The sequence below is a fragment of the Pseudomonas sp. SDO55104_S430 genome (genome assembly GCF_054070595.1).
The window spans coordinates 1-20807 of record NZ_JBSVXG010000103.1 but is presented as its reverse complement, the minus strand read 5'-3'; the positions used below and the strand labels follow the sequence as shown (position 1 = coordinate 20807).

The 20807-nt window shown below is 62.1% G+C and carries 15 protein-coding genes; 6 read left to right on the top strand and 9 right to left on the bottom strand.

What is annotated here, in order from left to right; translation table 11 throughout:
* Positions 1 to 83: 83 nt before the first annotated feature.
* The 5 genes from ACW9JE_RS18180 to ACW9JE_RS18160 form a co-directional block, all read right to left on the bottom strand.
* Positions 84 to 1967 (bottom strand): TonB-dependent receptor domain-containing protein, encoded by a 1884-nt coding sequence (locus tag ACW9JE_RS18180; RefSeq protein ID WP_457433516.1) that lies wholly within the window; start codon positions 1965 to 1967, stop codon positions 84 to 86.
* A 140-nt stretch (positions 1968 to 2107) separates the two neighbouring features.
* A complete protein-coding gene (gene dxs, locus ACW9JE_RS18175; protein WP_457433515.1) occupies positions 2108 to 4006 on the bottom strand; it encodes a 1-deoxy-D-xylulose-5-phosphate synthase in 1899 nt (632 codons plus the stop codon).
* Positions 4007 to 4097: 91 nt separating this feature from the next.
* Positions 4098 to 4985: a (2E,6E)-farnesyl diphosphate synthase gene (ispA, locus tag ACW9JE_RS18170; RefSeq protein WP_457433514.1), complete on the bottom strand. Its 888-nt coding sequence runs from the start codon at positions 4983 to 4985 to the stop codon at positions 4098 to 4100.
* A complete protein-coding gene (locus ACW9JE_RS18165; RefSeq protein WP_007894317.1) occupies positions 4982 to 5224 on the bottom strand; it encodes an exodeoxyribonuclease VII small subunit in 243 nt (80 codons plus the stop codon). Before ACW9JE_RS18165 ends, ispA begins: the two co-directional genes overlap by 4 nt.
* A gap of 79 nt (positions 5225 to 5303) precedes the next feature.
* A complete protein-coding gene (locus tag ACW9JE_RS18160; protein WP_457433513.1) occupies positions 5304 to 6440 on the bottom strand; it encodes a Fic family protein in 1137 nt (378 codons plus the stop codon).
* A 277-nt stretch (positions 6441 to 6717) separates the two neighbouring features.
* Here ACW9JE_RS18160 and ACW9JE_RS18155 point away from each other — a divergent pair, with 277 nt between their 5' ends.
* Genes ACW9JE_RS18155 through ACW9JE_RS18130 form a run of 6 tightly spaced genes read left to right on the top strand, consistent with a single transcriptional unit; the run spans position 6718 to position 16886 of the window.
* Positions 6718 to 7506: a YfaP family protein gene (locus tag ACW9JE_RS18155; RefSeq protein WP_457433512.1), complete on the top strand. Its 789-nt coding sequence runs from the start codon at positions 6718 to 6720 to the stop codon at positions 7504 to 7506.
* 39 nt (positions 7507 to 7545) lie between these two features.
* Positions 7546 to 9258 (top strand): DUF2138 domain-containing protein, encoded by a 1713-nt coding sequence (locus ACW9JE_RS18150; RefSeq protein WP_457433511.1) that lies wholly within the window; start codon positions 7546 to 7548, stop codon positions 9256 to 9258.
* An 8-nt stretch (positions 9259 to 9266) separates the two neighbouring features.
* On the top strand, positions 9267 to 9893 hold the full coding sequence (locus tag ACW9JE_RS18145) for a DUF1175 domain-containing protein (protein ID WP_457433517.1): 627 nt from the start codon (positions 9267 to 9269) through the stop codon (positions 9891 to 9893).
* Entirely contained in the window at positions 9890 to 14449 is a 4560-nt protein-coding gene (locus ACW9JE_RS18140; RefSeq protein ID WP_457433510.1) for an alpha-2-macroglobulin family protein, read from the top strand. Before ACW9JE_RS18145 ends, ACW9JE_RS18140 begins: the two co-directional genes overlap by 4 nt.
* Position 14450: 1 nt before the next feature.
* On the top strand, positions 14451 to 16070 hold the full coding sequence (locus ACW9JE_RS18135) for a DUF2300 domain-containing protein (protein WP_457433509.1): 1620 nt from the start codon (positions 14451 to 14453) through the stop codon (positions 16068 to 16070).
* A gap of 3 nt (positions 16071 to 16073) precedes the next feature.
* Positions 16074 to 16886 carry a YfaP family protein gene (locus ACW9JE_RS18130; RefSeq protein WP_224540019.1) on the top strand — a complete coding sequence of 271 codons (813 nt, stop codon included), beginning with the start codon at positions 16074 to 16076 and terminating at the stop codon, positions 16884 to 16886.
* 545 nt (positions 16887 to 17431) lie between these two features.
* Here the strand turns inward: ACW9JE_RS18130 and ACW9JE_RS18125 are convergent.
* From ACW9JE_RS18125 to ACW9JE_RS18110, 4 genes are all read right to left on the bottom strand, one after another.
* Positions 17432 to 18178 (bottom strand): LexA family transcriptional regulator, encoded by a 747-nt coding sequence (locus ACW9JE_RS18125; protein WP_224540017.1) that lies wholly within the window; start codon positions 18176 to 18178, stop codon positions 17432 to 17434.
* 242 nt (positions 18179 to 18420) lie between these two features.
* The gene (gene ppa / locus ACW9JE_RS18120) at positions 18421 to 18948 is read right to left on the bottom strand and encodes an inorganic diphosphatase (protein ID WP_085585933.1); all 528 of its coding nucleotides are present in this window, start codon (positions 18946 to 18948) and stop codon (positions 18421 to 18423) included.
* Positions 18949 to 19037: 89 nt separating this feature from the next.
* Positions 19038 to 19850, bottom strand: a complete 813-nt coding sequence (locus tag ACW9JE_RS18115) for a M90 family metallopeptidase (protein WP_457433508.1) — start codon at positions 19848 to 19850, stop codon at positions 19038 to 19040.
* Positions 19851 to 19856: 6 nt separating this feature from the next.
* On the bottom strand, positions 19857 to 20513 hold the full coding sequence (locus tag ACW9JE_RS18110; RefSeq protein WP_224540012.1) for a DedA family protein: 657 nt from the start codon (positions 20511 to 20513) through the stop codon (positions 19857 to 19859).
* Between the last annotated feature and the right edge of the window lie 294 nt (positions 20514 to 20807).

The following is a 20807-nucleotide window of genomic DNA, read 5'->3' as shown; positions in this document are numbered from 1 at the left end:
AAGCCTCGCTCCCACGGGTTATGTGATCTGTAGGAGCGAGGCTTGCCCGCGAAGAGGCCAGTCCAGACACCGAGAATTTCGAATCAGATTTCAGGTGTCCAGGTCACCCCAAACATCCAGGCCCGACCTTCCTCGCGATATCCGTACTGACTCCCCTCATGGCTGTACAACACCCGGCTGTAATCCTTGTCCAGCAGGTTATCCACCTTCATCTCCAGCCTGATCTCGCGATTGAGCGCCCAGCTGCTGCGCAATCCCAGCAACCCATAGCCACCCAGCGAATGCTCGTTATTCAGGTCGTCGTAGCTGCCACTCACCGCCTGCCAACTGGCGCCCAGCCCGAGACGATCGAACTGCCGATCCAGATCCAGGCTCAAGGTGCGTCGCGCACGGCGGGCCAGGGTATGGCCGGTGTCGCGGTCACGCGGATCGATGATCGCCACGCCCAGGTTGCTCTGCCAGCCGAACAGCTCCTGCTTCAGTGCCGCCTCGAAACCGTTGATCCGTGCTGACGCGACGTTTTCCGGACGCGAATTGCTGCCGAAGATGATCGCGTCTTCCAGATCGGTCCGATACAGCGAAGCCTCAAGCCGGCTGCTCTCGGTCAACTGGCTGCGCCATTGCAGCTCATAGCTTTTCGAGGTTTCGGGCTTGAGATCCGGGTTGCTGAAATCCGGGTAGTACAGATCGTTGAAGGTCGGTGCGCGGAAGCCTTCGCTGTAAGTCAGCAGCAGATCGTTGTCGGGGTTGAGCGGCAGGGTGAAGGTGCCGCTCCAGCTGTTTTGCCCGCCGAATTGCTGGTTCTGGTCGCGGCGCAGGCCCAGTTCGGTGGAGAAACTGTCGGTCTGGTAGCGGTGCTGAACGAACGCTGCGCGGTTCCAGCGGCTGTCTTCATCGAAAGCCGTGCTGCTGTTGAGCCGGTCTTCGTACCAGTCGCCGCCGAGGATCAGGCTGTTGTGTTCATTGAGGGTCAGGTCGTTCTGCCAGCTCACCGAGTCGCGATAGGTGTTGAACACGCTGCGTTCGTCGCTGAGCTTGTCGAGGGTCTTTTCGCGGTTTTCGCTGTGGCCGAATTCGATGCGGCTTTTCCAGACCTCATTGACTCGTGCGTCCACGTAACTGCTGACACTGCTCACGTCGAATTCGCTGTAGGGCTGCTGCTGGACCGACTCGAACGTGGTCAGGTCGAAGCGGCCGAACGGGTTGTCGAATTCGCTTTTGCCGCGGTTATCCAGCACGTTGGCGCCGATTTCGATGTCTTCGTTCAGGGCATGGCTAAGGCTCAGGCTGAACGACTGGTTGCGATAGGCGTCGTGGTCACCGTCGCTGGGATACGACTGGTGTGTGCGATCGATCCCGGCGGTTTCATCGAGGCTGGCACCGAGGTTGAAACGGGTTTTCTCGTCACCGCCCGAGAGATTGAGGCTACGTTCCCAGGTCTGATTGCTGCCCACGCCGACGTGCAGTTGCGGTCGCAACCCCGGCTCGCCGCCACGACGGGTGAAAATCTGGATCACGCCGCCGATGGCATCGCTGCCGTAAATCGCCGAGCGCGAGCCGCGCAGCACTTCCACGCGCTCGACCTGTTCGATGTTGATGTGCTGCAGGTTGCTATCGCCCGAGCTGGAAGTGCCGATGCGCTGGCCATCCACCAGCACCAGGCTTTGCGCCGATTGCGTGCCGCGAATGAAAACGCCCGGCAAACTGCCGCGCCCACCGGTTTGCGCGACTTGCACCCCCGGCACCCGGCGCAGCAGATCGGTGACGCTGTTCGGTTGCAGGCGATCGATGTCTTCGCGGGTGAAGACAGTGTTGGCGGCGCTGCTGTCGTTGCGCGCTTCGACCTGGCGGTTGGCGCTGATCAGCACATCGGGCAGTTTCAGGGCCTGATCGCGTTCGAAGCTGTCGGCCAGCAGTGGGCCCGACGGCAGAAGGGTCAGCGTCAGGGCGAGGGGGGAGAGTTTCATCGACAAATCCGTTGATGCTTTTGGTGTACACAAATCAAATGTGGGAGCGGGCTTGCTCGCGAAGGCGGTGAAACAGTCGACAAAAACGTTGACTGACACACCGCTTTCGCGCGCACGCCCACTCCCACAGGGGATTGCGTTTAGATGTTCAGCAATTGCAGGCGCTGACGAATCGCGGCTTCGATACCGGCTTCATCCAGCCCGCACTCCGCCAGCATCTGCGCAGGCTTCGCATGCTCGACATAGCTGTCCGGCAGCCCCAGGTTCAGCATCGACTTGAGGATGTTCTCCCGAGCCAGGAACTCGCTGACCGCGCTACCGGCGCCGCCCATGATCGCGTTCTCTTCGATGGTCACCAGCAGCTCGTGACCGGCGGCGATTTCGCGTACCAGCGCTTCGTCCAGGGGTTTGACGAAACGCATGTCGACCACGGTCGCATCCAGCGTCTCGGCGACTTTCAGCGCCTCGGCCAGTTGCACGCCGAACACCAGCAGGGCAACTTTGCTGCCCTGGCGGCGAACCACGCCCTTGCCGATTTCGATCGGTTCGAGGTCTTTCTCGATGGTCGCATTCGGGCCGCTGCCGCGCGGGTAACGCACCGCCGCCGGACCTTCGTAGAGGTGACCAGTGGTGAGCATCTTGCGCAGCTCGTTTTCGTCGCTTGGGGTCATCACCAGCATGCCGGGGATGCAACGCAGGAACGACAGGTCGAAGCTGCCGGCGTGGGTCGGGCCGTCTTCGCCCACCAGACCGGCGCGGTCGATGGCGAACAGCACGTCGAGGTTCTGCACCGCCACGTCGTGAATCAGTTGGTCGTAGCCGCGCTGCAGGAAGGTCGAATAGATCGCCACCACCGGTTTCGCGCCTTCGCAGGCCATGCCGGCGGCGAGGGTCACGGCGTGCTGCTCGGCAATCGCCACATCGAAGTAGCGCGACGGATAGCGCTCGCTGAAGGCCACCAGGTCGGAGCCTTCCTTCATCGCCGGAGTGATGCCGACCAGGCGCGGATCGACCGCCGCCATGTCGCACAGCCATTCGCCGAACACGCCGGAGTATTTCGGGCCGCTGGCTTTCTTCGGCGCGGCGGCCGGGGCGTCCAGGGGTTCGAGCTTGGTGATGGCGTGGTAACCGATCGGGTCGACTTCCGCGGGGGCGAAGCCTTTGCCTTTCTTGGTGACCACGTGCAGGAACTGCGGGCCTTTGAGGTCACGCATGTTACGCAGGGTGGCGATCAGGGTCGGCAGGTCATGGCCGTCGATCGGGCCGATGTAGTTCCAGCCCAGCTCTTCGAACAGCGTGCCGGGGACCAGCATGCCTTTTGCGTATTCTTCGGTGCGGCGGGCGATTTCCCAGGCGCCGGGCAGTCGCGACAGCACTTTCTTGCTGCCTTCGCGCATGCTTGCGTAGGTGCGGCTGGAAAGGATTTTCGCCAGATAGTTCGAGAGGCCGCCGACGTTGCGCGAGATCGACATGTCGTTGTCGTTGAGGATCACCAGCATGTTGGCGTCCACTTCCGGCGCATGGTTCAGCGCTTCGAACGCCATGCCCGCGGTCAGGGCGCCGTCGCCGATCACCGCGATGGCCTTGCGATCGCTGTTCTGCAGGCGGGCGGCAATGGCCATGCCCAGCGCAGCGCTGATCGAGGTGCTGGAGTGGCCGACGCCAAAGGTGTCGTACTCGCTCTCGGAGCGACGCGGGAAAGCGGCGATGCCGTCTTTCTGGCGCAGGGTGCCCATGCGCGCGCGGCGATCGGTGAGGATCTTGTGCGGGTAGGCCTGATGCCCCACGTCCCACACCAGCCGGTCGTCCGGGGTGTCGAAAACGTAGTGCAACGCGATGGTCAGCTCGATCACGCCCAGGCCGGCACCGAAATGCCCACCGGTCTGACCGACCGTGTAGAGCAATTCCAGGCGCAACTCATCGGCCAGGGTTTCCAGCTCGGCTTCGCCTAACCGGCGCAGGCCGTCCGGCGTGTTCGCGCGGTCCAGCAGGGGCGTGGTCGGGCGCTTGCGGGGAATCTCATGAAACGTCGTGGGCATCAGGCGAATCGTTATAGGTATAAAAGATGCGGCAGTTTACCTGATGCATCGGTCCCTGCCCACGCGTTGGTCTTTTTTGGCGGATACGCCTTCAGTTGCGGCGCGAGACGATATAACGGGCCAGATCGCGCAGGGGTTCGGCGGCCGCGTCAAACGGTCGCAGCGCATGCAGGGCCTGATCGCGCAGTTCCAGGGCGTAGGCCTTGGCAGCGTCCAGACCGAGCAAGGCCGGATAGGTCGGCTTGTCGCGCGCGATGTCGGCGCCCTGGCGTTTGCCCAGGGTGGCGGTATCGCTTTCGACGTCGAGAATGTCGTCCTGCACCTGGAACGCCAGACCGATGGCCAGCGCATAAGTCTTCAGGGACTTGAGTTCATCCTTCTCGGCGCGGCCACTGGCCAGGGCGCCGAGCTTGACGCTGACTTCAATCAGCGCACCGGTCTTGTGCCGGTGCATGTATTCGAGGGCTTTCTGATCGAGCTTGAGGCCGACCGAGCCGAGGTCGATGGCCTGGCCGCCGACCATGCCCGCCGGGCCTGCGGCTTGGGCCAGAGCGGTGACCATATCGAGGCGAATCTGCGCGTCGGCGTCGCTCAGACGCGGGTCGAGCAGGGCGCTGAAAGCCATGCTCTGCAAGCCGTCGCCGGCGAGAATCGCGCAGGCTTCATCGAATTTCTTGTGGGTGGTCGGCTGGCCGCGACGCAGATCGTCGTCGTCCATGGCCGGCAGATCGTCGTGCACCAGCGAGTAGGCGTGGATCAATTCCACTGCACAGGCCGCGCCGTTGGCTTGCTCGGCCCTGCCGCCCAGCGCTTCGCACGCGGCGTAGGCCAGCAGCGGACGCACGCGCTTGCCACCGTTCATCACGCTGTAGCGCATGGCTTCGTAAAGACGCGCCAGTTCAGGGCTGGGCGCGGTGAAGAGAGTCTCCAGGGCCGCATTGACACGGGCCTGACTGGCTGCCGAGTACGCTGCAATCATTCTGGTTGATCCGCGTCGAAGGGTTCCTCGGCCAACTCGCCATCACGCTCGAGCAGCACTTGCACCTTCTGCTCGGCCTGGGCCAGCGCCGCCTGGCAATCGCGAGTCAGCCCGATGCCCTGCTCGAAAGCGGTCAGCGAGTCTTCCAGCGACAATTCACCATTCTCCAGACGCTCCACCAGCGTTTGCAGGTCAGCGAGGGACTGTTCGAAATCCAGTGCAGCTTTTTTGCGGGCCATGGCGGCGATTTCCGGTAGACGTTAAACCGGCGCGACACTAGCAGATAGGGGGTTTATGGGCAAATGAGCGGGGTCCTCGTTACGCTTCGGGATAGCGGATTTCATAGCGAGTGCTGCGTCCGCCGCCCGGCAATCGTTTCAGGCAACCCTTTTCCAGCAGTTCGGCCAGATGCCGGGTCGCGGTGGCCTTGGACACCTTCGCCACCGCCTGATACTGCGCCGCGCTGATCCCACCTTCGAATCCCCGTTCTCCGCCATCGAGCAAGCGATTGAGCACTTTGGTCTGCTCTGCCGTCAGCGCGGATTCCCGGTGCGCTTGCCAGAAACGCGCCTTGCCCAGCACAGACTCGATCTGCGCCATCGCCTGCTGCAGGCTGCGCAACAGGGTTTGCAGAAACCACTCCAGCCATTGGCTGATATCCAGCGTGGCTTTCTGGCTGCTTTCCAAGACCCGGTAGTAGCCTGCGCGATCGTCGAGGATGCTCGCCGACATGGCATAGAAACGGATCGCCTGAGCCTCGCCCTGCGCCAGTGCCAGGTCAGTGATGGTGCGTGTGAGGCGACCGTTGCCGTCGTCGAAAGGGTGCAGTGTGACGAACCAGAAATGAGCGATACCCGCCCTGAGCAGGGGATCAAGGTCAGGCTGATTCCGGCTGGCGGCAAACCAGTCGAGAAAAGTCGCCAGTTGCTGTTCGAGTCCCGGACGAGGTGGCGCCTCGAAATGGATGGTCGGCCGGTCGAGTCGTCCCGAAACCACTTGCATCGGCTCATCGCCGCGCAGGGCTCCCACCCGTATCGAGCGGGCCGCGAAGTCCGTGTGCTGATCAGGAAACAGCCATTCATGCCAGTTCAACAGCCGTTCGAGTGTCAGAGGCTCGGCGAAATGCCGGGTGGCGTCGAGCAGCAACTGCGCCAGGCCCTCGCTGCGTGGGCTGACTTTATCGCCCTCGGCCGACTCCAGATCCAGTCGTCGTGCCAATGACGAACGCACCGAACCAACATTCAACTGCTCCCCCTCGATCGCTGAGGAAGTCACGATGTTCTGTAGCAGCGCATCCAGTTCGCTTTGCGCGCTCAGGGAATTGCCGACTGACCCGGTCATGCCCATCAACTGGCCCTGGGCCTGAACACACTCGCGCAGCAGCGGCGCAAGGCGTTCGGCCTGCCATGTGAAGTTCGGCCAGTCGGGTTGTTGCCAGATCCAGTCGGTTGTCATGAGTACATTACTCTCCAGTGTGTGAGCCGAATATGCATCTTATTCGGCTCACTTGGTGAGCCGAATATGACGCGTATTCGGCTCATCGTCCACCTGTCACCGTAATCTCAGTCTCATTTACAGATGTATCCGATTGTTAAAAACCACCCGAATGACTACCCTTCGCGCCATTGATGACCCGGCAGTCGCGGGTATTTCAGACGAAACGCAGTATCCGCATCTGTAACGCGCCGAGGATCAGGCGCAAGGTTTCGTCAGGCATGGCAGGAGGCGTCACATGCGTTCATTTCTTTTGCTGCTGATCAATTTGGCCTGTGCGCCAGCCATGGCCGCGCCGGCGGCCGAGTTGTCGGAGCCGGTGGGTGGCTGGCGCTTCAACGGGTTGCTCGATCGCACGGAAAACCCCCAGGTGGCTTATCCCACGCCGCCCATCGACCGGGGTGTGCAGCGCAATCGCACGATGATCCAGGGCCAGCTCAAGGCCCTCGGCACCCAGCGCGGGCCACACACCCTGGCGGTCAACGGCAATCCGCTGAATCTGTACACCGACGAGCAGGGGCGTTTCGCCCGGCCCTATGCGTTCGGCGCCGGTTCCAACAGCGTCGAGGTTCGCAGCGCCGAAGGGCAGTCGCTCAAGCGCGTGCAATTCTATGAAGCCAACAACCTGCGCACGCCGGCGCGGATTCGCGTGGTGCTGGGTTGGGACGACCCGAAAGCCGAACTCGACCTGCACATCATCACCCCCGACGGCCAGCATGCGTTCTGGGCGCGGCCGGCGATGAGCAACGGTGGTGGCCTGGACCCGGACGGCGTCGATGGCCCCGGTCCCGAGATGTTCACCATGACCGCGCCGCTGCGTGGCACCTATCTGGTTTACGTGAACTATTGGGGCAACTTCGGCAACGGCGGCTATAACTTCGATGAGGCCAGCAACCAGAACGAGGTGATCACCTCGCAAATCAACCTGGTGCTCAACGAAAACACCGTCGACGAAAAACGCGAGACCTTCATCGTGCCCTTGCGCGCCATCGGCGACCTGCTGCTGGTCAAGACTTTCAACTATTAAGCATCCCGCTTCACGGATGAACTGCCGAGCTTTTTGAACATGAGTGAAAACACCGCAGCCCCGGTCGCACCAACCCCAGGCGTCAAACCTTCCCGCCGTTGGCCAGCCATTGTGGTCGGACTGTGCCTGGTCGCGGGCGTGGCCGCCGGCATGGGCTGGTTCATGCAAAAGCACAAAGAGCCGGCGCCGCAGCTGGCGGCGGAAAAGCTCGGCATGAGCCGCCCCGACGGTTTGCTGGAAACCCGTTCCCTGAGCCAATTGCCCAAGGACCTGCTGACGGTGCCGTTCCTCAAGGAAACCCTGACCGAGGATTTCGTCTTCTATTACGAAACCCACGCCGATCGCTTGGGTTTGATCGGCAGCCTGCGGCGAATCATTTACGAACATGACCTGAAATTGCAGGACACGCTGATCGAGCAACTGTTCGATCAGCCGGCCGACATTGCCCTGTGGCGCGGTGCGGATGGGCGACTGCGGGATTTCCTGCTGGTAATGGATCGTGGCGGCCTGGCCAAGGTGCTGGAGCCGCTGGCGAAAGTGGCGCTGGATGATTCGCAACTGAGCAAGATCGCCGACCTGAAAGTCGGCGCCGATGACGTGGCGCTTTATCAGCTCACCTACAACGCCGGCCGTGCGCTGCTGTTTGCCTCCCATGGCGACAAGTTGGTGGTGCTGTCGAATCCAGCCAAATTCTACGATGCACAAAGCGGCGCCGAGCAGCAATCCGGCAGCGTTTCGCCGCAAGCTCTCGCCGCACTGCTCAACGGCGACAAACTGTTCCCCGAAGCCTTCGGCCTGCAAGCCCGGGCGCCGGAGGTCAAGCAGCGGCTGTCGGTCAATGCCAGTGTGCTGGCCATGGGTTACCAGCGGTTCATCCCGAACTTCGCCGGCCTGCGTTTCGACATGGACGACAAGGGCTGGCACAGCTTCCTGGCCATGGACGAGCTGGATAACCAGCCGGACTTCGATTTCAAGCCGATCTGGCAGGCCATGCCCATGGGCGCCAGCGCCTGCGTGGCCTTGCCGCTGGCGGCCGAGCAACAGCAACCCCTGCTGGTCAAACTCGGTGCCGAAGCGTCCGCGGCCGAAGCGATGACTGAACACATGGCCGGCGCGGCGGGCCTGTGCTGGTACGCCGATTCGCGGTTGTACACGCCGTTGTTGGTGGCCAGCCTGAATGACAAGGACAGCGCAAAACTCGATGGTGATCTGGGCAAGCTGTTCGGTTCGATGGTGGGCGCCTACGAAGCCAAGGTCGACGAACACGCGTTCCCCGTGGTGGAGAAGCAGGAAGGCCAGACCCATCAATGGCAGCGCCAGGTCAGCTCCAACTTCGGCCCCTACAAGGCCAAGGATGCCGAGAACCCCGACGCGATCAGCGGCAAGGCCTTCATGCGCGTGAGCCTGGCGCGGCACGGCTCGACCCTGGTCTTTTCCCTCGACGACAAGCTGGTGGACAAAGCCCTCGGCACCCTCGACAAACGCTTCCCGCCCATGGCCGACGTGGTGCCCAAGGAGCTGCTGATGCCGATCTATTTCGGCCCCGATTCCATGGCGCAGCTGATGCAGCAGGAAACTCTCGACAGCCTGCCGCAGGACATGGAGCCGGTGTTCTACAACGCCGCGCAGACCTACCTGATCCCGAAACTGCGCACCCTCGGCGGCTACGGCAAATACGCCCTGACCCTGCCCGAAGGCAGTGAGCCGGACGGCCACTGGCAATGGCTGCCGCTGGCGTGGAAAGCGCTGTGAGCCAATCGATGCGAATCCTCGGCCTGCTCGCGCTGTTGATGGCGGGGCAAGCCCTGGCCGTCGAAACTCCGGCGCTGGATGTGCAGCAATCCCAGGTGTTCCGCGCCTGGTTCGTGCGCATCGCCCAGGAGCAACTGAGCCAGGGCCCGAGCCCGCGCTGGTATCAGCAGGATTGCGCGGGGCTGGTGCGTTTCGCCGCCAACGAAGCACTGAAAGTCCACGACGATAAATGGCTGCGCAGCAACGGCCTGTTCAATCGCTACCTGCCGCCGGAGTTGCAACTCAGCGATGCCCAGCGCGGCCTCGCCCAGCAGTGGCAACAGGGCGGCGGCAAGGTCGGGCCGTACGTCAACGCCATCAAGCTGATCCAGTTCAACAGCCATCTGGTCGGCCGTGACGTGGCCCAGGCCCGCCCTGGCGACCTGATGTTTTTCGATCAGGGCGATGACCAGCACCTGATGATCTGGATGGGCCGCTACATCGCTTATCACACCGGCACCACCACTCCCACAGACAACGGCATGCGTTCGGCAAGCCTGCAACAACTCATGACATGGAAGGACACCCGATGGATACCCGATGCCGCCAACCCCAACTTCATCGGCGTTTATCGACTGAATTTTCTCTCCCAATGATCGGTGCCCGCATGTTGCGTCTTCTGCCTCTGTTGTTGCTGCTGTTGCTGCCGTTTTCCGCGAGCCGCGCCGAAGACACGGTCGAGCCGAGCGGCTATGCGCCAGTGGCCGGCGAGAGCTTTTTTCTGCTGGCCGACAGCAGTTTCGCCAGCGACGAACAGGCGATGGTGCGCCTGGAAGCCCCCGGTCGCGACTACCGTCGGTTTCGCATGGAGCCTTACGGCGGCGCGGACATCCGCGTCTATCGCATCGACAAGCCGCTGGATTTCCTCAAGCGCCAGAAGAACCTGCACCGGGTGGTCAGCGACGGCCAGTTCAAGGGCGAGGGCCTGTCCAACACCTTGGCCTATCTGTGGGACAACTGGTACCGCAAATCCCGTCGGGTGATGCAGCGGGCGTTTTCCTACGAGTCGCGTAAACAAGTCACCGAGGAAGTCCCGGAACTGAAGATGGGCGAGGCCATGGCCGCGCCAACGCCCTACGACGCACAGCCGCAATTCGCACTGATTCCGGGCCTGCCGGTGGTCAGTCAGTTCCGCTATCCGTTGTGGGAAGCCAAGCCGATCCAGCCACCGCCGGGAGTGAACCTGGCCGGTTCTTCCAGTGAGTTCGTCAGCGTCGCGCCGGGCAACGTCTATATCCCGTTGGGCCAGCTCAAGCCGGGCCTGTATCTGGTGGAAGCGCTGATCGGCAAATACCGCGCGACCACCATGGTCTTCGTGTCCAACACCGTGGCTGTGAGCAAGATTGCTGGCGATGAACTGCTGGTGTGGGCTGCGCGTAAACACGAGGGCAGTTCGGTGCCCAAGGTCAATGTGCTGTGGACCGATGGCCTGGGCGTGATGAGCAGTGGTGCCACCGATGCCGACGGTTTGCTGCGCCTGAAACACGTCAGCCCCGAGCGTTCGTTCGTGATCGGCGAGGACGAAGAGGGCGGGGTGTTCGTCTCGGAAAACTTCTACTACGACAGCGAAATCTACGACACCAAACTCTATGCCTTCACCGACCGGCCGCTGTATCGGCCGGGGGATTGGGTGTCGCTGAAAATCGTCGGTCGCGAATTCAAGAATGCCCGGGATTCGGTGCAGCCCGCGGCGGCCGATGTCAACGTGACCGTACTGGATGCGACGGGCACGGCGCTGCAAAGCCTGGACCTGAAACTCGACTCCAAGGCCGGTACCCAGGGCCGTTTCCAGTTGCCGGAAAACGCCGTGGCCGGTGGCTACGAGTTGCGTTTCAACTACAAGGATCAGGCCTACAGCAGTGCCTTCCGCGTGGCCGAATACATCAAGCCGCACTTCGAGATTTCCCTGAACCTGGCCAAGCAGGACTACCGCACCGGCGAACCGGTGAAGGGCAATCTGGTGCTGCTGTACCCGGACGGCAAGCCGGTGGCCAACGCCAAACTCAGCCTGAGCCTGCGGGCTCAGCAACTGTCGATGGTGGATAACGAGCTGCAGTATCTGGGGCAATTCCCGGTGGAGCTGACCAGCACTGAACTGACCACCGACGCCAAGGGCAACGCCACCCTCGACCTGCCGGCGGCGGAGAAACCGAGCCGCTACATGCTCACGGTCTTTGCCAGCGATGGCGCGGCCTATCGGGTCAAGACCACCAAGGAAATCCTCATCGACCGTGGCGCCGCGAACTTCCGCCTGAGCGCACCCCAGCGCTTCAGCGCGGTGGGCGACAAGGTCGTCTTCAGCTTCGCCAATGAAAACGAGCAGGCCCAAGCGGTCGTGCCGAGCAGCTACGGCTGGGTGCGCCTGGAAGACCAGAGCACCGGTGAAGGCAAGCTGACGGCCAGCGACAAGGGCTTCACCCTGGCCTTCGATCGCCCGGGTACTTACAACCTGACGCTGCGCGATGAGCACGGCCGAACCCTTGGCGCGACCGGGCACTCGGTCACCGGCGAAGGTGTGAAGGCGGTGCCGGGCACGGTGGAAATCGTCCTCGACAAAACCGAGTACAAGGCGGGCGATGAAGCGCTGGCGCTGATCACTTTTCCTGAGCCGGTCAGCGATGCGCTGCTGTCGCTGGAGCGGGACAAGGTCGAAGCCACGGCGTTGCTGTCCAAAGGCGGCGACTGGCTGAAGATGGAAAAGCTCAGCGACACTCAGTACCGCGCACGCATCCCGGTGAAAGACAGCTTCACGCCGAACCTGACGTTCTCGGTGCTCTACACCAAGGGCGGGCAGTACAGCTTTCAGAATGCCGGGATCAAGGTGATCACGCCGCAGATCGACGTGGCCATCGCCACCGACAAGGACACCTATCAACCCGGCGACACGGTGACCGTGGACCTGACCACGCAGTTCGCCGGCAAGCCGGTGCCCGCGCATCTGACGGTCAGCGTGGTCGACGAAATGGTCTACGCGCTGCAGCCGGAAGTGGCGCCGACCATCGACCAGTTCTTCTATCACCCGCGGCGCAACAACGTGCGCACCAGCGCCAGTTTGTCGTTCATCAGCTACGACGTCGCGCTGCCGGGCAGCCCCGGCGCACCGGGCAAGGCCAACCGCAGCGAGCGTGGAGTGAAAGTGCTGGAGCGGCCGCGTCGCGAAGACGTCGACACCGCCGCCTGGCAACCGGAGCTGCTGACCGATGCCAATGGCAAAACCCGCTTCACCTTCAAGATGCCGGACTCGCTGACCCGCTGGCGCATCACCGCCCGGGCCATCGCCGATGACGGTCAGGTCGGGCAGAAGAAGCAGTTCGTGCGCTCGGAAAAACCGCTGTATCTGAAGTGGAGCGGGCCGAGCAAATTTCGCGCGGGCGATAAACCGGATCTGGGCGTGTTTGCCTTCAGCCAATCGGAAAGCCCGGTCAAGGCGGAGCTGGTGACCCACTACGCCGGTGCCGAACAGCGGATTCCCGTGACGCTCAACAGTGGCATCAACTACATCCCGCTGCCGGCGTTTGCCTTGGCCTCAGGCGAATGGACCGCCGAACTCGTGCAGGATGGCAAGACCGCCGATGCCCTGGCCGTACACCTGACTGCGACCGGTGAAGGCTGGCAAGTCACGCAAACCCAAAGTCTGGACGTGGCCAGCGGTGACACGCCGCTGAGCCTGCCGGCAGACGCGAGTGATATCCGCCTGCGCCTGGATGACAGCCCGCAAACGCTGTTCCGCTCGGCGCTGGATGACCTGCTGGGCTACCCGTACGGCGGCGTCGAACAGACCGCCAGCCAGTTGCTGCCGCTGAGCATCGCCTATCCAGCGCTGTCGACGAACCCGCAGATCCGCGATCGCCTGCGCCTGATCATGCAGAACAGCCGCCTGCGCCTGGTGCAGATGGCCGGGCCGTCGGCGAGCTTCACCTGGTGGGGCATGGACGGCGAGCCGGATGCGTTCCTCACCGCCTACGCCTATTACGCGGACTGGCACGCCAGCAAGGTGCTGGAACTGAACCTGCCGCCGGAGCATTGGCTGCGGGTGCTGGAGGTCTACGCCAAGCAGGCGAAAAACACGCCGCTGTTGCAGCGCGCGCTGATCCTGTCGTTTGCCCGGCAGATGCAGTTGCCGGTGAATACGTTGCTCAGCGGCTTGATGGACGATCTGGCGAAAGCCGGCGAGGGCAGTGCCGCGAATGTGATGGAGTCAGATGGGGATAGCCTGGTGATGGCTGACCCGGATTCGGCGCTCGGTCTGGCCGCAGCACGGGTGTTGACCGCTTCCCTGGCGCGTCAGGCCAAAGTGACTCTGCCGGAGGCGTTCAATCGGCAGCTGGCGGATGCGCAACAGCGACTGACGGTCAGCTCGCAGCCGTTTGCCGAGGCGCTGAACCTGTCGCTGCAGCCTTTGGATCAGGCCCGCGCGGCGGCGTTGCTGCAACGGCTGCTGCCGCAACAATCGACCCTGGAGCGCGCGTTGGCGCTGACCTGGTTGCAACGCAGCATCGAGCAAGCCTCGCCGACCATCGCGCTGGCGCCGGGTGAAGGCTGGAAGAAAAAGTACGGTGACAGCGGTGAGATGTATTGGGTCTGGCAGGGGGCTTCGTCGGTGCCTTCGGTGTTGTCGGTGAGCGGCGCGCAGGAGCGTCCGCTGCGCGCGGCATTGAGCTTCCAGACCCGTCAGCCGTCGGTTGATCCGCTGCCCGTGACAGTCACCCGTCGCCTGTCGCGGCTGGTGCCGGGCGATGAGGCCTTCACCTTCAAGCTCGAACCGGTCGGCACCACGCCGCTGTCCAGCGACAGCCTGTATCTGGACGAAGTGATCCTCACCAGCAAGGCGGCGAAACCGTTGCGTTACGGCCTGCTTGAAGTGCCGCTGCCGCCGGGTGCCGACGTTGAGCGCACCACCTGGGGCATCAAGTTGATGGGCAAGGCGGGCACCGAGCCGACGGCCCTGGAAAAGGCCCGCTTCGAGCCGGGGCAACTGGCCTATGCGGTGCCGGTGGATGCGTTGAGCGGCGAATTGCGCCTGCGGCATCTGGTGCGCTTCTCGCAGAAGGGCCAGTTCAACCTGCCGCCGGTGCGTTTCACCCAGGTGTATGCGCCGCAACATCAGGCCCAGGAGCAGAAACCGGCGCTCGGTCAGGTGACGGTCCACTGACATGTTTCGGGCTCTGGTCTGCGGCTTGCTGTGTTTGATACCTGCGCTGACGATGGCGCAGGACGAGCCTTTGCGTCTGGCCTTCAAGGATGAACTGCTGACTTTGAACCGGACGCAACTGCTGTCCCGCGAACCGCTGCCGGAGGCTTTGCAGGCACCGTTGGGCAGCGTGTGGAAGCTGTTCGTCTACGCCTGGCTGGTGGACACCGGGGCGCGTGAGCCGGCTTATGAATGTCGCGGGCAGTCGAAAGAGGAAGTCTATTGCTGCACCGCGGGCGGCAAGATCGAGCGTGATCAGGCACTGGTGAAGTCCTGCGGGTTGTATTTCGAGCCGGTGCGTCTGGGGATTTCTGCTACGGAGTGGCAGGCGTATTGGCAGGCGCGGCAGGCACCGCAGTGGCTGCAGAACTTGCCTTCGTTGCAGCCGGCGACACGGGTGCCGGTGGCGGAGTTGCTGCGCATGCTGGCAACGATGCCAGCGCAGGATCAGGCTCGGCGAGTGCTGCTCGATGTGGTGTTGAGCGCTGCCGACGGGAACGTGGTGGGCGAACTCGGTAGCCGCCTGCGGGTGAAAACCTGGAGCTGGTTGGGGGATCAGGACGCAGCTTCGCGCCAGGGTGGTTTCGCCGGCTGGACCGTGGACGGCACGCCGATCTGGGCGGGTGGACGCGGCACCAGTCAGCGGGTTTTGCGTGATTACGCACAAGCGCTGTCGACGGTCGTGCCTGTGCAATGGCCTGTCGATGCGGGGCGATGTGTCGAGGTCAGCCTGTTTTCCCGATATCCGCTCAAACGGGTGCTTTCGGGTGGTGAGCAGGTGTCTTCGGGGCCGTTGCGTGGTGACTATCGTGTGGAGTTCGCCAACCGCAACCAACTCGATATCCACAGTGACGGTGAGCTGTATTTGCTCAAGGACAAACTCGTCGCCCGCCTGGATCGCGAGGAATACGTCGCCCGCGTGCTGCAACGCGAAGCCACTCCCGAGCCTGCCGAAGCCGCCAAAGCCCTGGCCGTGGCGATCCGCACCTATCTTTTGCAAAACGCCACGCGCAATGGGGACTGCCTGAGCATCGATGACAGCAGCCAGCGTCAGCGGGTCGCACCACGCCCGGCCAGTGTTGAGGCGCGCGACGTGGCGGCCTGGACCAGCGATCTGGTGCTGGCCGGCAGCGACGTCACTTACCACTCCGATCAACCCGGCCCGGACAAGCTGTCCTGGCAGCAAGCCGTGGAGCAGGCTAATGCCGGCCAGCGCTACGACGCCATCCTGCTGCACGCTTACCCGCGAGCAAGCCTGAGTCGTTGGGGCAATCCGGTGGCCTCCTGCGAAGCCTTGCCCACCGCACAGGACTGGTTGCAAAAACAGCGGCGCGGCTGGCGTCCCCGACTCGAAAGCGAAACCGGCTACAACGAAGTCAGCACCTTCGCCGTCTGCCGCTTGGCGTTCGGCCGGCCGTATGTCGACCGCGAGCGTCAGCGAATCTACGTGCGTGGCGTGCTGTCGCTGCAGGACCGTCTCGACCTGACACACGAGTATTTGCATCTGGCCTTCGAAGCCCATCCCAACGGCCAGGACGAAACCTACATCGAAGGCCTCGCCCGCCACCTTTTGCTGGAATAACCCATGACACATCGTTTTCCACAGGTCTTGCTGTTGCTCTGCACGTTTGCCGCACTCTCGCCGGCGATGGCGGCAGACGGCGTCAAACTCGACACCCCGGTCGGCGGCTGGCGTACCGGCGCGCCCGAAGGCGAGGGCGAAAGCTTCCGCCAGACCGTCAACTACCCGGCCTCCTCGGTGAACACCCCCGCCGGCCAGGCCAACACCGCACGCATCAGCGGTCAGATCAAGGCCACCCCGAAGAACAACGACCCCGGCCGACTGATCGTCAACGGCGTCAGCATGCCCCTGAAAATCGACCCCGCCGGACGTTTCGACCGCCCGTTCTCCTTCCCCAACGGCAGCAACAGCGTCGAAGTCCGCAGCCCCGACGGCCAGCAACGCCATCGCACGCAATTCCTCAACACCAGCGGCGGCGCAACCCCGGCAAAACTGCGCGTCCTGCTGGCCTGGGACAGCGACGGCACCGACCTGGACCTGCACCTCATCACCCCCGACGGCGCCCACATCTGGTACGGCGACCGCACCGCCCCGAACGGCGCCGCCCTCGACGTCGACGTCACCACCGGCTACGGCCCGGAAATCTTCGCCATGCCTGCGCCGATCAAGGGGCAGTACCTGGTGTATGTGAATTACTTCGGCGGCGGGTATCGCAGTGATGAAGAAGGGCAGGAGGATGCGGTGCAGCCGCTGACAACGGCGCAGGTGACGGTGATTACGGAAGAGGGGACGCCGAGTGAAAAGATGGAGACGTTTCTGGTGCCGATGCGGGCGGTGGGGGAGTTGACGTTGGTGAAGTCGTTTAGTTATCCGTGAGGGGCATGCTGAGACAGGCGTTGGAAATTGGTGCCTTGTTGTTGGGGAATAAGTAATAACGAGGTAAAAGTCCCATCACTGCCGAGACAATTTCCGTGGGTACACATGCTCCCCTTCAATCAGAACAAACGCCTGAGGCTTTGATTGGATGGCTTTCTTTCAGGCATTAAAAAGCCGGCTTGTGGCCGGCTTCTTGGGGACTGGCTTGGTTCATTTTTGGTAAACCTCGCCAGCCTTTAAAACGTACATCCGGATCTTGCGTCCGGCTGTGGGACTTGGCGAGAAAGTCATCTGCCTTGTCGGTGCGATCTGAGCCGTCTTGGCGGGTCGATGCGCAAATGTGGGGCGCATCATACTGATTTTTTGAGTGAATTCCCAGTTTGGCGTGCGCAGTGGACTTATGTAGCAGCTGGCGAAGCCTGCGTCCGGCTGCGAAGCAGTCGTGAAATCGGTGGTCGCGGTGTGTCAGATAGACCGCAAGCATAGGGTTTACGACTGCTGCGCAGCCGGACGCAGGCTTCGCCAGCTGCTACAGAAAAGCGCTTTCACAGAAAGGGGATCTCCGGTCGGCGTTTGTTCAGCGTCGACCACCAGAACACCCAGCCGATTACCTTGATGTTCTGCTCTTCGATCTGGCCTGCCCGGAAGATCTCGTCCGGGTATTGTTCGCGATTATGGCTGCGCAATCGCAGCGCGTTTCCCGGCATTCGGTGCAGGTATTTGATGCGCAGCATGCCGTCGTGTTCGATGGCGTAGATTTCGCCATCGACAATCTGGGTCAGGCCGCGGTCGATGGCGATGATGGAACCGTCTTCGATGCGTTCGGCCATGCTGTTGCCGATCATGTGCGCGCAGATGGCGTCGGCGTGGCTGATTTCCAATGAATCGAGGTAGCTGCGGGGCAGGCGCACGGATTGGCCCGGGTCTTCGATGACGTGGGTTTTGCCGGAGCCGGGGGCCGTGGTGGTTTCCTTGTAGAGGGGCAGGTCGATGTCGGTGGGTTCGATGACCGTATAGACACCGCGAATGGCCTGGGCGTCGAAGACGTTGCCAGACTCGTCGTGCAGGCGCAGGTGTCGGGCGTCCTTGGGACCTTCACCTGTTTTCAGCCATTCACTGTTGATCGACAGCTTTCTCGCGACTTCTTCCATGTAGTGAGCGGGCACACCGCGGGTGTACCAGTTATGGACATTCTGCGGGGCCGTGTTCAGAAACTCGGCAAACCCGGTAGTCGTGATGTTCGCTATCCCGAGGAGCGCTTTGAAGCGGGGTCCGCTAGTGTTCTTTTTCATGAACGCGAGTCTACTGGCGCGTCAAAAGCCTTTGAATAAACGCCGCGTTCAAATTACGAGGGAAATTTACGACCGAATGTAAGACGTGTTTGAGGATTTTTAAACAGAAAACCACTAAGCCGGACTTACTTAAACAAGGCGTTTAAAAAGCCATTTAAAACACTTTTCCTGCGCCCACAAAAAACCCCGGATCACCGGGGTTTTTTTACTTGGAGCTTGCAGCTAAAAGCTTGCAGCTGCTCTTAGCCTTTATAGGCAGCAACCGACTTGGTGATCGCAGCACGAGCGGCGTCTGCGCCGTCCCAGCCTTCGATCTTGACCCACTTGCCTTTCTCGAGATCCTTGTAGTTCGCGAAGAAGTGCTCGATCTGCTGGATCAGCAGTGGTGGCAGGTCGGTGTATTCCTTCACGTCGACGTACAGCTGGGACAGCTTGTCGTGAGGAACTGCAACAACCTTGGCATCGCCGCCGCCGTCGTCGGTCATGTTCAGGATGCCGACTGGACGCGCGCGGATCACCGAACCCGGAGCAACCGGGTAAGGAGTCACGACCAGCACGTCGAGGGGGTCACCGTCGTCAGCCAGCGTGTTCGGGATGTAACCGTAGTTGGCCGGGTAGAACATTGGGGTGGCCATGAAACGGTCAACGAACAGGCAATCGCTGTCTTTGTCGATTTCGTATTTGATCGGCGCGTGGTTGGCCGGAATCTCGATCGCGACGTAGATGTCGTTCGGCAGGTCTTTGCCAGCCGGAATCTTGCTGTAGCTCATTGGGCGATGCCCCCGTAGTTGACCAAAAAGTGGCGGCGATTATAGGCACATTCCTGTGTCGACGCCATGTACCAGAGGTCGTGTAGACTTTAGTCGTGGGCCCTGTAGACCGGATCCTCGGCCAGAAGTTGCTGCAGACGCGCCAGCGGGTCTTGGCGATAGAACAGTTTGAGTTGTTCATACACCTGCGGATACGCCTCGTGCAGCAGATCCGGGGCACTGAAGAAGTATTCGCTGGTGACGGCGAAGAACTCGGCGGGATTTTCTGCCGCATAGGGATCGATGGCGGTTTCGGCATCCGGATTGCGCTCCAGTTGTCGGTCGAGATCGTCGTAGGCGTGCTGCATGACCCGGGCCCAGTCGCTGACTCGCATGTCGGCATGCAGCGGCGGCAGGCCGTTGGCATGGCCGTTGAGCATGTCCAGTTTGTGCGCCAGTTCGTGGATCACCAGGTTGTAGCCTTCCCAGCCGCCGCTGGCCGCGACACCCGGCCAGGCGAGGATGACCGGGCCTTGCTCCCAGGCTTCGCCGCTGTGTTCGCCGTCCCATTCGTGTTCGACGCCGCTGGCGTCGCGATGGCGCTGGGGGCTGAGGAAGTCGTCGGGGTAGAGCACGATTTCGTGAAAGCCCTGATACCAGTTCAGGTCGCCCAAGTGCAGCAATGGCAATTGCGCCTGGGCGGCGAGCAGCAGGCGCTGTTCCTGATGCAGTTCGACACCGGGCAGGGTGGTCAGGTGTTTATCTTCCAGAAACAGGACGCAGGCTTCGCGCAGCCAGCGGTCTTCGGCGGCGCTGATGCCGTCGAGAAAGCTCAGTTGATGGCGTACCCGCAGCCACATGTCGTCGGCAATCGGGTACTTGGCCAGGGTGCGCCGGCGTCGCCAGGCGCTGAGCGACCACATGGCGGATCAGCGCGTTTCGGCTTTGGAGTTCGAACCGCCGAAGCGGCTGCGCACCACGCCGATGATCATCGGCACCAGCGACAGCAGGATGATGCCGACCACCAGCAGGGACAGGTTGGACTTGATGAACGGCACGTTGCCGAAGAAGAAGCCGAGGGTGACCAGGCCGCCCACCCAGAGAATGGTGCCCAGTACACTGAAACCGAAGAATCGGGGGTACGGCATTCTTGCGACACCGGCGACGAACGGTGCAAAAGTGCGAATGATGGGCAGGAAACGCGCCAGGGTCACGGTTTTACCGCCGTGCTTCTCATAGAAATCGTGGGTTTGTTTCAGGTAATCGCGGCGAAAGATTTTCGAGTTCGGATTGCTGAACAATCGCTCACCGGCCGTTCGTCCGATGACATAGTTGGTGCTGTCCCCCATGATCGCCGCCAGCATCAGCAAGCCGCCCAGCAGTACAGGGTCCATGCCGCCGCCTGCGGCAACGGCGCCGGCGATGAACAGCAGCGAATCGCCCGGCAGGAAGGGCATGACCACCAGGCCGGTTTCACAGAAGATCACCAGAAACAGAATCGCGTAGATCCATGGCCCGTAGTTGGTGACCAGCAAATCGAGGTACACATCGAGGTGCAGCACTAGATCGAGCGGGTTGAAATCCATGGATGGCACCTGTGATGACGGCCCGACTCGGCAGGCCTGTGCGGATGACTTCGCGTAAGCCTACAAGCGGATGTAGATTTTCTTACAAGTCGGAAAGGTCGGCATTATACGGTCTGGGGCGTGAAAAACGCGTCGAGATTGTAGCGAGGGATGTCGGCGGGTTGATGACAATTAATAACTGTGACTGTGACTGTGACTGTGACTGTGACTGTGACTGTGACTGTGGCGGCGGCTTTAACTGTGGCGAGGGGGCTTGCCCCCGTTGGACTGCGCAGCAGTCCCATTTTCTGGGGC

Coding starts and splice junctions, on each gene's coding strand:
- ACW9JE_RS18180 (WP_457433516.1), bottom strand. CDS start 1,967: ATGAAACTCTCCCCCCTCGCCCTGACGCTGACCCTTCTGCCGTCGGGC.
- dxs (WP_457433515.1), bottom strand. CDS start 4,006: ATGCCCACGACGTTTCATGAGATTCCCCGCAAGCGCCCGACCACGCCC.
- ispA (WP_457433514.1), bottom strand. CDS start 4,985: ATGATTGCAGCGTACTCGGCAGCCAGTCAGGCCCGTGTCAATGCGGCC.
- ACW9JE_RS18165 (WP_007894317.1), bottom strand. CDS start 5,224: ATGGCCCGCAAAAAAGCTGCACTGGATTTCGAACAGTCCCTCGCTGAC.
- ACW9JE_RS18160 (WP_457433513.1), bottom strand. CDS start 6,440: ATGACAACCGACTGGATCTGGCAACAACCCGACTGGCCGAACTTCACA.
- ACW9JE_RS18155 (WP_457433512.1), top strand. CDS start 6,718: ATGCGTTCATTTCTTTTGCTGCTGATCAATTTGGCCTGTGCGCCAGCC.
- ACW9JE_RS18150 (WP_457433511.1), top strand. CDS start 7,546: ATGAGTGAAAACACCGCAGCCCCGGTCGCACCAACCCCAGGCGTCAAA.
- ACW9JE_RS18145 (WP_457433517.1), top strand. CDS start 9,267: ATGCGAATCCTCGGCCTGCTCGCGCTGTTGATGGCGGGGCAAGCCCTG.
- ACW9JE_RS18140 (WP_457433510.1), top strand. CDS start 9,890: ATGATCGGTGCCCGCATGTTGCGTCTTCTGCCTCTGTTGTTGCTGCTG.
- ACW9JE_RS18135 (WP_457433509.1), top strand. CDS start 14,451: ATGTTTCGGGCTCTGGTCTGCGGCTTGCTGTGTTTGATACCTGCGCTG.
- ACW9JE_RS18130 (WP_224540019.1), top strand. CDS start 16,074: ATGACACATCGTTTTCCACAGGTCTTGCTGTTGCTCTGCACGTTTGCC.
- ACW9JE_RS18125 (WP_224540017.1), bottom strand. CDS start 18,178: ATGAAAAAGAACACTAGCGGACCCCGCTTCAAAGCGCTCCTCGGGATA.
- ppa (WP_085585933.1), bottom strand. CDS start 18,948: ATGAGCTACAGCAAGATTCCGGCTGGCAAAGACCTGCCGAACGACATC.
- ACW9JE_RS18115 (WP_457433508.1), bottom strand. CDS start 19,850: ATGTGGTCGCTCAGCGCCTGGCGACGCCGGCGCACCCTGGCCAAGTAC.
- ACW9JE_RS18110 (WP_224540012.1), bottom strand. CDS start 20,513: ATGGATTTCAACCCGCTCGATCTAGTGCTGCACCTCGATGTGTACCTC.